Source organism: Methanosphaera sp. WGK6 (genome assembly GCF_001729965.1).
Classification (GTDB): domain Archaea; phylum Methanobacteriota; class Methanobacteria; order Methanobacteriales; family Methanobacteriaceae; genus Methanosphaera.
Window position 1 is genome coordinate 13,265 of sequence record NZ_JRWK01000007.1, and the last position, 16,400, is coordinate 29,664.

The following is a 16,400-nucleotide window of genomic DNA, read 5'->3' on the forward strand; positions in this document are numbered from 1 at the left end:
GAAAAATACTTCGTTATAGACATATATTACGAAGTAAAAATAGCTATTTTATAGCTAAAAATAATACAAACATAAGAGAAAAGTATTAACAAATAAAATGAAGAGAGTAATTAAAAATGAAACAAATAGAAATATCAGATGACACATATGAAATGCTAATTGAACTTAAAGAAAAAAATGAAACAATAGAAGAAATAATAGGAAAACTATTAGACCAATATTATGAAGATATAAATGAACGAAAAAACAACAGTATAATCGATGATGAATACGAAGATGATGAATATCTCTAATACTAACCTCCACTAAATCCAATTTTTTATATACAATACTAAAATTACTAAAATACCCGAAAATCAACAACTACACCTATATCAACTTAACCCATTTTCATATTTTAACATGGTTTCTAAAAATAATAATCCAAAAAAAATATAATCCTCCTTGAAAAACAAATTATTTATATTTGAATTGATATACTATGACCATAAAACTAATGGAGTTACCACATGAATGAGCATCTCGACGAAAATACAATAAAAGGAGCCCTTAAAAAACAACAAGCCGAAAACTGTGTGAAAATAGATCCAGATATAGGCACTATTCAATGTAACATCTGTGGTTATGAATCAGAATTTGAATTTCTACACTATGGAAAATCTAATCGTCGTAATGAAAAATGTCCCGTATGTAATACATTCCAAAGAACACGATTACTATGGTACTATCTTGAAAAATATACTGATGTTTTTGAAAGAGACAATCTAAAAATATTAAATAACTCCCCACAAAACAAAATATATCATCTTTTCAAAGAAAAATATGGAGATAACTATATTGCATCAGATATTGAAGAAAGAGAATGTGTAGATGAAGTCATTGACATACAAAACATTCCTTACGAAGATAACACATTTGATTTAATAATTAGTTCACATGTACTTGAACACGTACCTGATGACAAAAAAGCAATGAGAGAATTTTATAGAGTTCTAAAACCAAATGGAATGGTTATAATTCTAATTCCATCATTATATTCTTTAACAAAAACATTTGAGCTACCTCAAATAAATACACCGACATTAAAAGAAAGATATAATAAACAACATGATCATCTTAGATATTACAGTGTAGATAATCTTTTTAAAGACTTAGAAGATATTGGATTTACAACACTACGTAAAAACTATGTGCCAGGTAAGAAAAATCCTGAAGATATGAAAAAACATGCATTATCTGCAGATCCATTATTTGTTGGAGTTAAAAAAATTAACAAAGAAAACAAAACAAAATTATCAACTATAAACAAAGAAACTAACTCCAATAATTATTGTACTATTTGTGATAAAGAAGTAACATTTAAAAATAATCCAGATTTAGATAAAATATGTCCCAACTGTAATTCAAATAGTGATGAACGTTTAGTCTATGAAAAAATAAAAAATGATTTAAAACAAAATCCAGCAACACTCTACATTAATCCTGAAAAAGTAGATAATCCTATACAACAATTTAATATTGAAAAAAAGGAAGATATATCAGATAACACATTACATTTACTAAAATCATTCAAAAATAACTCACTAGATATTATAATATTATTACATGTACTCGATAAATCAGAGGATGATAAAAAAATTATAAAAGAATTATATAGAATTCTTAAACCTAATGGAAAGTTACTGCTAAAAGAAAATATGGATTTAGAATTAACCTCTAAAATAGATGAAGATTTTTTAAATACTCCTAAATTAAGAAGATTATTTAATGGAAATGAAAATGCAATTAGATGTTATGGTATTGACTTAATTCATATTTTAGAATTTATGGAATTTGAAATAGAATATGATGACCCTGAAAAACAAAAAAATAATATCAAATTAAAAAACAGATTAACCAAAGACCCCTTAATCATATGCACCAAAAATTAACCATGACACCTATATCAAATTATGAAAAAACCATATTTTAGATAAATCATGCGAAAAACAAGAAAAGTATTATAAAAAATTGAAATAAATAAAAAAAGATAAATTAAGGATTATTCAGTATAACTACTTGAACTTCCAGAACTAGTAGCTACACTACTACTAGAACCACTATGTGCTCCACCACTTGAACTTCCACCAGAGTTACCACTAGATTCAGTATTAGAATCACTACTTGAACTTCCAGAATTGGAATTATCAGAACTACTTGATGATGAAGAAGATTTTTTACTACTTGATGAAGATTTTTTAGTGGATGTTTGTGTTGTATCAGCAATCGTTGTATTATTAGTTTCATTTAGTGTTGTGTTATTAGTTATGTTTAAATCTGTTGTATTGTTAGTTTCATTACTTGTATTTGAACCTAGTAATCCACCAGCTACTACTCCTATTATTACAACAAGAACTGCAGCTATACCAATCATGGTATACATTGCATTTTCACGCATTGATTTTTTCCTCCTTAAAATTTATATTTTAATAATTATTAGTTTTTTGGTTATAATATTTATCTCTTGCTTTTATCATTGCATTAACATTAGCTTCTGGTGTCATTGGTGGTACTGAACAACTAGAACATATTATCTCAACACCTTTTTCTAGTGCTGTTGTTACCTCATCTTTTACGGTTTCTGTTGTTCCTTGTAGTAATGCTTTGTTTGTTGAGATATTTCCACATATTTTTGTGTTTGAATTTAATTCTTTTCTTGTTTTTGTAATATAGTTTATATCTACAACATCTTCTATACTTATTGCATCATAATTACATGTTAGCATATCAGGTATGATTGGATTTGTATTTCCACATACATGGAGTATTGTTTTTGATTTTATGCTATCTGCTAGAATTTCTAGTTCTGGTTTTACTAGTTTTTTAAATATTTCTGGATTTAGTAAATCTGATGAGGAGCTTGGTTCACATATACAAATTGCATCTACTTTATAAGAATTTAGTAGTGCTATGAATTCTTCTAATGCTTCTGTTACTATGCTTATTGCATCTTCTACTTCAAAATAATCCTTTTTAACATATTTTAGTAGATTTTCTATTCCTAGTAGTTGTCCTAGTAGTGTAAATGGTCCTACAACCCCTATTATTAGTGGTACATCAGGATAGTTTTCTTTGATTCTTATAATTGATTCTTCAAGTACTCCTACTCTACTAGTTTGTAGAAAATCACATGGTACATGTATATCAGATGGTCTATTAAATGGTGTTTTAACAACTTCAGGTGTATGTTCATTTTCTCTAAGATCAATTTCACATCCAAAAGCTTCAGCTTCAATTGTCATATCAAAAGGTAAATTTATCCCCTCAATTTCTGACACTACATATGGTGCTACTGCAAGTTTAACCATTTTATCAGAATCTATATGTGCTTCTGGAAAATTACTATTAAATCTTTCACGATACTCCATAAGAGTTATTGTTGTTACTGGTACTACTGGAGTCTTCTCCACATATCTACCCTCAAGACAATTTATAAAATTTTCTCTAAGATTTATATTATCACCTAAACCATATTATTTTTATATTAAAGTATATGTTTATCAACATATTAAAAGAATTAGTTAAATTATTATATATTTAGATAAAATTTAAAAAAATAAGATAGGAATAAAAGAATATCATTTTATTCCATTTAGAAGTTTAAAACTTATTTTGTTACAGTTAATGTTGCTTTTGCTTCTGCTCTGTTGTATATTCCACTTGAGAATACTGATGTTAATGTGTAAGTTTTTGCACTCATTTTAGCAGGTAGTGTGTATGTTACTTTAGCCACACCATCAGTTACTGTACCATATAGTACATTTCCATTATTATCTCTTAGTGTTTTACCATTGAGTTTAAATACAACTTTTCCACCAGTTACTGTGATGTCATCAGTTAGTTTAACTGTGAATGTTACAGTTTCACCAGCCTTTGCAGTTACTGAATCAACAGTTGCTTTTGCTTCACGTTTTGTAACAGTAAATGTTGTGTTACTTCTGGAACTTCCAAGATCACCATATCCACCATATACTGCGGTGATTACTGAACTTGTTTTTGCCCAGCCTGATAGTACTGTTATATTTTCTACAACGTATTTACCACCTTTTACTGTTGCATAGATTACGTTTCCTTCTGCATCTCTGAGTGTTTTACCATTTACTTTGAATACTACTTTACCGTTTGTTATAGCGTTGTTTTCACTGTCAGTTACTGTAGCTGTTAGTGTTATTATATCACCAATATGTGCTGTTACTGGGTCAACTTTGATTGTTGTTGGTAATTTTGTTATTACTAGTTTTGCTGTTGTGTTTTTTGAAGCATAAGTACTGTTTCCATTGTATGTTGCAGTTATTGTTGTATCTTCCATGTGGTTTGATACATAGTTGTATGTTGCTATTCCATCATTTACTGTAGCTGTACTTATAATATTACCTTTTGCATCAGTGAATATTATTTCTCCTTCTGTAAATGCTTTACCACCTAGATCTGTAAGTTTTGCTGTTATTGTAACTTCTTTATTTACAAATCCTGTAATATCATTCATTGTTAATATAACTGGTAATATGTTAGGTGTGTTACTACTTATAGTAATACCAGTATGTTCTACTGCATTATTACCACTTATATCATAAGCTAGGATGTAGTTATTAGATACTGTGTTTGAAGTATTTTGTGCTACTGATACAACTGGTGTTTCACCATTATATGCATTTACTATAATATTATTGTATCTTATATTGTTTCCTGCTCCTTGTAATGTAATTGCAGTTACTGGGTTATCACTAGTTAGTGTTAAGTTGTTATAGTATAGGTATGATGTTGTTGTACCTACTTTTGTTGTTGTGTGAAGTATAGTTACATTATCTCCACTTACATTAATATTGTTGTATTGGAAACCATTATTGTATGAGAATATTGGACTTCCAATGATTGTTGCTACATTTTTACCAGTTTGTGTTACATTATTGTATTTGAAGTAGATGTTGCTTGTTTTAGCATCTATGAGTATTGATGTGTTTTCTGCATTTGCATTTATTGTGGAGTTAAGTATTTCCATTACTCCCTCTACACTTGTTGTTCTGTTACGTCCTGTGTAGTCTACTACTACAACATTTGTACCTGTTACATTTATTGCAGAATTGGATATTGATAGGTAGTTCATTGATGTGTTATTATTGTATTGTGCAGTTATTGCTGTTACATTATCCCCTGTAACTTTTATTGTTGAATTTACTACATATAGATTTACTTGTATATTACTTGTTAAATTAAGTGAAATTGCTTCTTTGTTTACATTATCTATATTAATTCCAATGAGATTACTTTCTTTTACTGTGTAAGTTCCAATTAATTTGAATGTTCCATTGTATATTGTGTAGTTTCCTGTGTTGATGAATTTAATTGCTTTTCCATTAAATATGAAGTCTACACCATAGAGATTGGATCCTAGTGCAAGTATGGATATGTTTTCATCACCAATATATACTCCATCTTCATTAAAGTATGTGGAGTATGTTTCATTTGTTACTACACCTATTTTTGGTATGTTTCTTTCTATTGTGTTTTCTGTACTTGTTTCATCTTGAATTATTGCTTCATTTCCTCCGAGAAGTCCATTGTTTGCATAGAATGTGTTGTTTATGATTGTGTTTTTTGATGAGTTTTCAAGTGATACTGCGTATGTTGAAGTTGTGTTTGCTGATATGTTCATGATTTTATTATCATTTGAGTTAATTAATACTATATCAGTATTGTTTGAGATGAATTTTGAATTTGTTGAGTTTATTAATGAATTTGTTGTGTTAATTAATTTTACTGCGGGACCATTTACTATTGTTATTACATTTCTATTGTTTACTGTTATATTATCACTGTTTTGTAGGATTATTCCTACTGTTGTAGGTTTTATTACATCATATGAATTGTTTAATGTTTCATTAGTTAATCCTGTGATGGTTATTGTGTTTGTTGCTATTATTGTGTCTTTTCCTACTATTGCTATACCTGTTGTGTGGTTACCATTACCTGTGAGTGTGTTACTTGTTATGTTTAATCCACTTATTGGACTTGTTGGGCTGCTACTGTATGCTTCAATAAGATATACGGAGTTTGCATTTGCTGTTACTTTGTTTGATATGAATTTATTACCAGATACATCTACTGTACCATATACACTTACTAGTAATCCATATGCATAGTTTGTTGCATTTATATTTATTGTGTTTGATTGTATTGTATTGCTTGTTGAAGTTCCATAGCCTATTTGAATACCTGCTGCATAGTTTTTAGAGTTCATGTTTATTGTGTTTGATTGTATTGTGTTAGCTGATGTGTTTTCTCCTATATTTATACCATAACCATATTCTGGAGAGTTTATTGTTATATTGTTATTTGTTACTTTATTGTTATTTGCAGTTGTTTTTGTGGATCCTTGTACTGTTATTGCTTCAATTGTACCATAACCCCATTGTGAGGTTGATGTTGTTGAGTTTACAATTATTGTATTGTTTACTATTGTATTATCATTGGATAATACTACTATTGCTGCAAGGTTTGCTATTGATGGATCTACCCCATATTTTATGTCTGATGCTGGTGCATTTGTTGTTATGTTTGTTGTTTGTACTGTGTTTGTATTACCTGTTATGTATATTTCCTGAGATATATTATTTGTAGTGTTACGATTTATTGATACATTAGCTACTATGTTTTTATTTGATTCAAGTATTATTGCATGGTCATTGGAATTACTATTATTAATAGTCATGTTTGTTATTTTTACAGATGCATTATTTGTTGCTTTTATTGTTGAATTAAGAAGTACTGCTTCTACTCCATTTACATTTATGATTATGTTGTTGAATGTGAAGTTTTTATTATTGAATGTTCCAAGTAAGTTTATTTTTGAATAATTACTTATTTTATTTAATAAAACTCCATTTTCATCAAAGAAGTTAGAGTATGTTTCATCAGTTATATTGTATTGTGAACCTGCTTCTGGTCTGTTGTTTTCTACTGTATTTCCACTGACGATGATTAATGTATCTTCTCCAGCTAGTGTTGGTGTTGTTAAGTAGTTACCTGTTACTATGTTGTTTGTTGTATCTATTTTTATTGTGTAATCAGATGTACTTTGAATTATATTATCTGATATGTTAAGACCAGTAGCTTTTGTTACTGTTACTGCTCCATTAATAGTGTTATTTGTAATATTTGATTCTTTTGCATTAGCATTATTTACAATTATACCACCAACAGTGTTGTTAGTCATGTTTACTAATCCTTGTACTGTTACATTTGCTGTGATAGTGTTACCTACAAATGTGGTGTTATTTGCTAATGTTGCTATTCTTGCTGTGTTATTTTCTACGTATGCATTTACTCCAACTGTAAATGGTCCATTATTTACTGTGTTATTAATGTATGTTGAATTTGGTAATGCTCCACTAAATCCACAACCATTGTTAAATGTGTTGTTGATAAATGTAACACTACCTGAGACACCTTGTCCCCATTGCATTGTAACTCCAACACCTGAATAATAGAATGTGTTATTTGCTACTGTATTGTTATATCCTGTTAAACCTAGACAGTAACAGATTCCAGCAACTGTTGTTGGACCATATACTTTATTGTTAGTTATATTGTTGTTTGAGTTTATTTTTGTACCTGTAGGTATTGCTATGTTAACATTGTATGTTGTAAGATACATGAGGTTTCCTACACTACCTTCTCCAATTATTGTACAATTATCGATAGTACAGTAATCAGCCCATGCTAGTACAAATGAACTACTTCCACCATTATTTCTTGTTCGAATATAACTGTTTTTGAGTGTTATGTATGTTGCATTATTTCTTATTGAAGTTTGACCTACTCCACTTCCTACTCTTTGATCTTCTACTACTGCAGATATATTATCTAATACTACGTGATTTGCACCACTTATCCATAATTGGGTGTTGTGTAGGTTTATTCCTGTTACATTAGAGTAGGAACCACCAGCTAATATTGAAAAGCTAGAACCGGGACTTTCTCCAAGTAAACTTCCTGCTGTTGTATTTAAGTCAATGTATGCATCATTAGTACTTGAAATTACATTTACAGGCTTGTTTATTACCATTGAAATATTTTCTGTTAATCCACTAATATTACCTTGAATATCAAGTGTATCCCCATCTTTTACTAAATCAGTTAGTGTCCAATTATTATTTTTATCAAAGTATTGAGTTACTGTTGAATTATTAATTATGTGTGTTTGAACATCATTTTTAATTGATTTAGTCTTTGTTATATCATTTGATGTTTTAGTTATTTCTTTTGTAGTTGACTCTACTGTATTAATATTACTGGAATCAGAAACAGCATTTGATACTGTAGCTGTACTTATATCAACAGTTGAATTAGTATCAGCCATATCAGCTGCATTTACTGCTGAAATTCCAATTATTAAAACTATAAGAGTCATTACAAATAAGATTGTCTTATTCTTTGACATATTTATAATTCCCTTGTTTATTTATAATATTCAAATAAATAATAAAAAAATTATAGTTTATTTGAATAATAATATTTTTATTTGAAAATTAATATAAATTTTATTATAAATTTTAGTTTAACGAGAAAATATGAACTTAAAAACAGATTATTATTTGATTTAAAAGATGAGAAAAGATTATAATATAAGAAAATAGTATTAAACTTGTTATATTAAATTAAATAAAATATAAGAAAGTGATGTCTTAAATCATCACTTCTAATTTACAAAAAAAGATTATAAGTTATTTTGTCACAGATAATATAGTACTGTTTTCTGCTCGGTTATATATGTTGTTTCCATATACACATTGAATTGTATAATTTTTTACAGTCATTGTTGTTGGAATTGTGTATTTTAATGTTGCTACACCATTTACTACTTGAACATATATTGGATTACCCGTAGTATCCCTTATTGTTTTACCATTAATTTTAAATACTACTTTTCCAGTTGATATTGTTGAATTATCAGTTATTTTAACAGAAAATGTTATTGTTTCACCAATTTTAGCAGTGATGGATTTGAATTCTAGTGATGTAGTACGTTTTGTAATATTTAATGTGTAATTTTGACTTCTAGCATGATTAAATTCATTATAACCACCATATACTGCAGATATTATAGTTCCTTGTTTTGACCAGGAAACGGGTACTATTATATTAAGTGCTGCTTTACCACCAGTTACATCTACTTGAATTATATTACCATCATTATCTCTGATTGATTTACCATTGATTTTAAATACTACTTTACCACCATTTACAATAGTTTTTCCATAAGTTATGGTGGCATCAATTGTAACAACACTTCCAATCATACCATTTACTGGTGCAATTAAAACTCGAGTGTAATCAGTAATTACTTCTGGTGATGGACCATTATCAATTATTATATTATTTGAACCCTTATCTATTACTGTTATATTTCCTACAGATTCATTTGATGTTAATAAGTTATCTTGTACTAATATGTTTGCAGTGTTACTTGTGAGTGTTATAGTGTAATTTAGAGGACTTATTATTGTATTATTAGTTATGGTCATTCCATTTATTTTCACATTTCTTTTACTAGCTAAAGTAAGTATTCCTGTAATATTATTTGATTTAATACTTATGTTTCCAATATTTCCTGTTGTTTCACTACCAGTGGATATATTTCCCCTAATAGTGTTATTTACTATTGTTACATTTTCATTGTAATAACCAGTGGATGCTGGTTGAATTATTATATTACCATTAATTGTGTTATTTGAAAATGTTATATTGGTTGCTTGAGCTGATCTTCTGATAGTTAAGTTATTCATTGTATTATTATATACAGATATTGTTCCTAGAGAATCTCCTGCTCTTGTTTCTACTGTATTAAGTGTATTGTTATAGTATGTTGTTCCATAGTTAATCATTGTTGTTCCAGTTACTGTGTTATTATATACTATACTTTTTACTGGAGCACTCATTGAACTACCATTTAATAATACATTGTTTCTAATAATATTATTTTGTGTAATTATTTGGTTTGTACCATCACCTTCTGTTCCAGTTCCACTACCATATTGTGCAATTATTCCTTGACCTCTATTATATTCAATTGTATTATTTTCAATAATATTATTTGAACCTACAATACAAATTCCATAACAAATTGCTAATGGTGATGATGGACCATATATTTTATTATTAGTAATATTATTATAGTCATTAGTTGATCTAAGATCAGGTATATCTACATTATATGTTGTAAGATATAATAGGTTACCTAGATTACCTGAACCAACAATAGTATTATTATCAAATGTACAGTGATGAGCCCATGCTCCTACTAGAGAACTATGTCCTCCATTATTTTCAGTGTAGAAGTAACAATTTTGTACTGTTATATATGATGAGTTTTCACGAATAGAACATACTCCTACTCCTCCCCCAACTACTTGTTTAATATCAAGAATTGTTAGATTTCGAAGTGTTACATTATTTGCATTTTTTACAAATATTTGTGTATTGTAGAAGTAAAGACCAGTTACATTTGTACCAGAACCTGCCTTAGATATTACAAATGAATCTCCCGGACTATCACCAAAGAAGTCAGATGATGTTGTGTTAAGAGATATGTTTGAATTATTAAGACTAGCTATTATGTTAACTGGTTTATTAATAACCATTGTATAATTATTTTCACTTGATGAGAAGAAATTTCCCCTAAAATCCAGTGTATCTCCTGCATTTACATTATTATTTAAATAACTACTTGTAAAGTAGTTGTTGAAAGTAGTATTTGTAATAATATGTGTTTGTACTTGAGAATCTGTTTTTAAAGTTGCTGCTGTTTTTGTTGAAAGTTTATTGTTGTCATTGCAACTTATCTTATTTTTATTTATATTATTAGTTGATGTTTCTTTAGTTACATCTATTGTTTCTATATTACTAGAATCATCAATAACTGTTTCTGTCTGTGTTATCTGTGAATTACTAACAGTTGTACTGTTAATATCCGATATATCTGTTGCATTTACTGCAGATAATCCTAATATTAAAACTACTAGAGCCATTAGAAACATTAATGTTCTTTTATTTGACATGTCATTAGCTCCTTATACTTGTTTAATATTCAAATAATCCATACAACATATATGTTTCATTTGAATAATAATATCTATGATGAAAATATAATATAAAATTTATTATAATTAAAGTTAAATAAGGATTATGAAGAAAGAAATAAGAAATGAAACTAATTTGATTGAATAAAATATTAAAAAAACATTAATTTAATTATAAATTATTTAAAAAAAGAATGATGAGAAGTTAATTCTCATCTTAAATTGATTTATTTTGTTATGGTTAATGTTGCATTTGATTCTGCTCTGTTGTATATTCCACTTGAGAATACTGATGTTATGGTATAAGTTTTTGCACTCATTTTAGCAGGTAGTGTGTATGTTACTTTTGCCACACCATCAGTTACTGTACCATATAGTACTTTTCCATTATCATCTCTGAGTGTTTTACCATTGAGTTTGAATACAACTTTTCCACCAGTTACTGTGATGTCATCAGTTAGTTTAACTGTGAATGTTACAGTTTCACCAGCTTTAGCAGTTACTGAATCAATAGTTGCTTTTGCTTCACGTTTTGTAACAGTGAATGTTGTGTTACTTCTGGAATTTTCAAAGTCACCATATCCACCATATACTGCGGTGATTACTGAACTTGTTTTTGCCCAGCCGGATAGTACTGTTATATTTTCTACAACATATTTACCATCTTTTACTGTTGCATATATAGTGTTACCCTCTGCATCTCTTAGTGTTTTACCATTTACTTTAAATATTACTTTACCGTTTGTAATAGCATTGTTTTCACTGTCAGTTATTGTAGCAGTTAATGTTATTACATCACCAATATGAGCGGTTACTGGGTCAACTTTGATAGTTGTTGGTAATCTTTTTATTACTAGTTTTGCTGTGGTGTTTTTAGTATCATAAACTCCATTTCCATTATATGTTACAGTTATTGTTGAATCCATAATGTGACTTGGCACATAATCTGTTGTTGCTACTCCATTATCTATTGTAGCTGTACCTATTACTTTACCATTTGCATCAGCAAATATCACAGTTCCATCTACATAGTTTTTACCACCAAGATCAGTGATTGTAGCTGTGATTGTGTTTACTTGATTTACAAATCCAGTTATATTATTAACTGTTAAGATTACTGGTAAATATGTTGGTGTATTACCTGTGATTGTAACACCTGTATGTTCTACTGCATTATCACCACAAATATCATAACTTACAAGATTATTAAATCTTACGTATGATGAATTGTTTGCTGCTGATATAATTGGAGTTTCACCATTGTATGTGTTTACAGTGATATTATTGTATGCTACGTAGTTGTAACGTCCATCTATTGTAATAGCTGTTGTTGGATTGTTACTTGTTAAGTTTATATTATTATAATAAATATAACTGCTTGTTGTACCAATTTTATTTACTGCATTGATTACGGTTATATTTTCTCCACTTGCAACTATTTTGTTGTATTGGAAACCATTTGAGTAACTAATTACTCCTTTATCAGATAATATTGTTACTGTATTTTTACCAGATTGTGCTACATTATTGTATCTGAAATATATTGTTGCTGAGTTTATATCATATACAATGGATGTATCATCAGCTGTAACATTAATATTAGAATATATTGTTTCCATTACACCAGTTACAGTACTTGTTGTAGCATTTCCTGTGTAATATACATAGGTAGCATTTTTACCAGTGACTGTTATATTTTCATATTGTACTGATATATAAACTTGTTGTGTAGCTGGTTTACGTTCGGATATTATTGCAGTTGCATTATCTCCAGTAACTGTTATGTTACCATATTTTAGATATATATTTACTTGTGCAGTATTATTTAAATCAGTTACTAATGCTGGTTTATCTACATTATTTATGTTGATTTTAGTTAAATTACTTGTTCCAGTTGCATTTCCTTCAAATGTAATTGTTCCATTATATATTGTGTAATTTGCTGCATTTCTTATATCAACTGATTTGTTAAAGATTAAATCTTTATTATGTAAATCTCCACCAATTGTTATGAAATCAAATGTAATTTCACGTAGTTTTGAGTTTTCATCGAAGTATGTGTTGTATGTATCATCTGTTAATAATCCTATAACAGGTGTGTTTGCTTCAATTACTACATTACTTGAGTTTTCAGATTTTACTGCATCATTTCCTCCAGTTACATTTCCTATGTTAATGTAGTTACTAGTTACATTTATTGTACTGGAATTTACTATATTTACACCAGTTCCTTTTGATGAAGACATAGTGTTAATTCTGAAAGTTACATTACTTGAATTTGTAACTGTTGCAATTTGTGAATTAACATCTGTTGTGTATTGATTTAAAGTTATTGAATAAATTTCTGTATTGTTTGCATTAGTTAATGAAATTGGTTCGCTTACTGTTCCATGTATAGTGTATGTTGCATTTCCAATAATAGTATTAGATACTCCTTCAAGTACTATACCATATGCATTTGAAGAGTTTACATTTTGAATATAGTATTTTTCAAATGAGTTATTTGTTATAGTTCCTGACCATTGTCCAGTTACATATGCCCCATATGCTGCTGTTGGTGCTATTGCTGTTGCATATCCTGCTATTGTATTATTTTTAGCTGGACCTGATAATTGCATTGCATATGCCATGAAATTACTTTCAGCTGTGAAGTAGGATAAGCTTGAAGCTGTGTTATCTGCTCGTACCATGTTTAATGCATAAGCATAGATATCTCCTGTAACATATACTCTTGTACTTCTTATTTCATTTCCATGTACTACTTCTGTAGCTACGGGTGATTGAATTTCTATACCATATACTGAGCCATAAGTTGTTCCATTTCCTTGGAATGTTACATTGATTCTTGAACTATTAATTAAGTTATTAGATGATCTTATTAATAATCCAATATTTTTTCCAAGTCCTACAGGATATCCTGACCAGTCCACATCAAGTGATGGGCCGGTTACATTAATTGTTGTTCCAGTTATTGTGTTTCCATCTGCATCTATTATTACTGCACGAACTGTATTTGTTGTGTTAACAATAATTTGAGAGTTAACTATTTTATTTCCTGTTGAATTTAAGAGTACTGCATATTCAGTTGTTGAATCAGTGTTGTTTATTATAATTCCATTTAATGATATTGTTGCATCATTGATTGTTATTATTGTTGAATTAACTAATTGTGCTTCTGTTTCATTGGTTACTAATACTTTGATATTATCAAAGATGAATGTTTTATTAATTATATTACCAGAAAGTAATATTTTACTTCCATTTGCTATTACACCATTTTTCATGGTTCCATCATTATTAAAGTATGTTGTATAATTTTCATTAGTTATTACTATTACATCAGATGATGGTAAGTTATTTTCAACAACATTGCTTGTTGATACATTTACTGCTAAATTACCATTAAGCATACCTGATAGTAATGTATTGTTAGTTATTGTGTTATTTGTATTACTTGTAGCTGCAACAACAGTGTAATCACGTGTTGTGTTTATTATATTTCCTGTTATTGTGTTATTATGTCCATTTATGGATATGTAATTATTCATTGTATTATTTATTACATTTGCATATCCTGTTAATCTTAATGCATAACCATATTGTGTGTTAGGTACATCGATTGTATTGTTAATTATTGTTGTATTGTATCCTACTGTTGTAGTGTAGAATGCGAATGATGGTGTGGTTGTTGTAAGCATTGTTGAAAGTAATGTGGATGGTTGTATGTTTATGAATTGGTTGTTTTCTATTAAGTGATTTATTGTAAGATTTAGTTTTGCAGATCTTGCTGCACTTACTTCATAAATACCTGTTGATTTATTAAATATATTTCCACGGATTGTTGCTTGTCCAAATCCTATGTATATATCACATTGATCGTTGTTTTCAAAAGTACAATTTTCAACTAATGTTTGTACATCATCAACATTGTATACAGTGTAATAGTCAAGTGTTCCTGTGTTCATTGCTACACCAGGACCAAATTTATATCCACTGCTTCCATCATATGCTTTACCATTACGGAATGTACAGTTGATTACACTTATGATTTTATCGTTAGTTACACTTCCCCAACGAGCATAGTTATCAGTGAATAATGAATTATATACATATGCTGTACCTTTGTTGTATATGATACCTGCATTTCCTGTACTGTCTGATTTACAGTTAGAGTCAAATACACTGTTATTTACTGTTAATGTTGCATCAGGACGGTTTCTTAATGCTGCACCTACACCACAGAAGTTTGAGTAGAAGTATACATTATCTACACTTAGTGTTGCATAGTTATCTATTGGTGCTAGTTTATAAGCAGCTAAGCTACTTCCACCTTTCACCCATCCTTTTTGGAAAGTCATGTTTGTAATGGTTATTTTTCCATTACCTTCTGTGATGTTCATGAACCAATTACCAGTTGCATTAACATAGCTTTTCCATACACTGGATGAGCCCCAATAAAACCCTGTTTCTTGAATAGTGTAATTTGCTTCACCATCAAAGACTGTTTTATTGATTCCAGAACCTATGAAGTTAATTGTGTTAGCTCCAGATACTGTTAAGTTAGTATTTCCAACTCCTTTATATACCCCTTCAGCAATGTGTATATTATATATACCACTATCAGTTGTTGAAGTAATTGCTTTTCCAATAGTTTTAAAAGGAGTAGTACTAGAACTACCATCGTTTTCATCAGATCCTGTTGAATCAGATACATAATAATCTACAGATTCACCTTCACTTTTAATTGTCTTAGTTGTTACTGTGTTCTTATTATCACTAACAGAAGTAGCAAGAGTATCTGAAGATAAACTATCAGATACACTACTTACACTAGATGTACTTACATCTGTACTATTACTTGATGTGTCCTCAGCAGAGAGTGCTGTGAGTCCAACAAGTAAGAATACTAGTGTTACTAATAAGAACATATGTTTTATATTCTTATGTTTCATTATTTTATATTCTCCAAAATAATTATATTAACTTCATAAAAATTATTCCATATTATAAAAACATTTTTAAGTTAAATATAAAAAAAATTACTAACATTTGTATATAAAGTTAACATAATATTCTATATCTTGAATAAGATATTTATAATTTGATATAATTTAAAATAAATTTGAATAATATAATAAAAATAATATAATAAAAATACAAATACAAAAAATAAATTTAATATTAATTAACATACATATCCCAAAAAATATATGAAAAAAAATCATATCATGATATTAAAAGAAAATACTAATTCAAATCATGAAAAAGAAAAAAAAATATGAT

At 28.6% G+C, this 16,400-nt stretch carries 7 protein-coding genes; 2 read left to right on the forward strand and 5 right to left on the reverse strand.

All coding sequences use genetic code 11. The annotated features are described in order from the left end of the window. Positions 1 to 116: 116 nt before the first annotated feature. On the forward strand, positions 117 to 293 hold the full coding sequence (locus NL43_RS08295; protein ID WP_158005555.1) for a hypothetical protein: 177 nt from the start codon (positions 117 to 119) through the stop codon (positions 291 to 293). A 216-nt stretch (positions 294 to 509) separates the two neighbouring features. Then, the gene (locus NL43_RS04720) at positions 510 to 1,931 is read left to right on the forward strand and encodes a methyltransferase domain-containing protein (protein WP_069592895.1); all 1,422 of its coding nucleotides are present in this window, start codon (positions 510 to 512) and stop codon (positions 1,929 to 1,931) included. Between the two features lie 110 nt (positions 1,932 to 2,041). Here the strand turns inward: NL43_RS04720 and NL43_RS04725 are convergent, their stop codons facing one another. The 5 genes from NL43_RS04725 to NL43_RS04745 form a co-directional block, all read right to left on the reverse strand. Continuing rightward, positions 2,042 to 2,437, reverse strand: coding sequence for a hypothetical protein (locus NL43_RS04725; protein ID WP_069592896.1), 396 nt, complete (start codon positions 2,435 to 2,437; stop codon positions 2,042 to 2,044). Between the two features lie 28 nt (positions 2,438 to 2,465). After that, on the reverse strand, positions 2,466 to 3,494 hold the full coding sequence (locus NL43_RS04730; RefSeq protein WP_069592897.1) for an MtaA/CmuA family methyltransferase: 1,029 nt from the start codon (positions 3,492 to 3,494) through the stop codon (positions 2,466 to 2,468). A 152-nt stretch (positions 3,495 to 3,646) separates the two neighbouring features. After that, the gene (locus NL43_RS04735) at positions 3,647 to 8,479 is read right to left on the reverse strand and encodes an Ig-like domain repeat protein (protein ID WP_069592898.1); all 4,833 of its coding nucleotides are present in this window, start codon (positions 8,477 to 8,479) and stop codon (positions 3,647 to 3,649) included. Positions 8,480 to 8,762: 283 nt separating this feature from the next. After that, positions 8,763 to 11,096 carry a hypothetical protein gene (locus NL43_RS04740; RefSeq protein WP_069592899.1) on the reverse strand — a complete coding sequence of 778 codons (2,334 nt, stop codon included), beginning with the start codon at positions 11,094 to 11,096 and terminating at the stop codon, positions 8,763 to 8,765. Positions 11,097 to 11,344: 248 nt separating this feature from the next. Further along, positions 11,345 to 16,069, reverse strand: a complete 4,725-nt coding sequence (locus tag NL43_RS04745) for a right-handed parallel beta-helix repeat-containing protein (protein ID WP_069592900.1) — start codon at positions 16,067 to 16,069, stop codon at positions 11,345 to 11,347. Between the last annotated feature and the right edge of the window lie 331 nt (positions 16,070 to 16,400).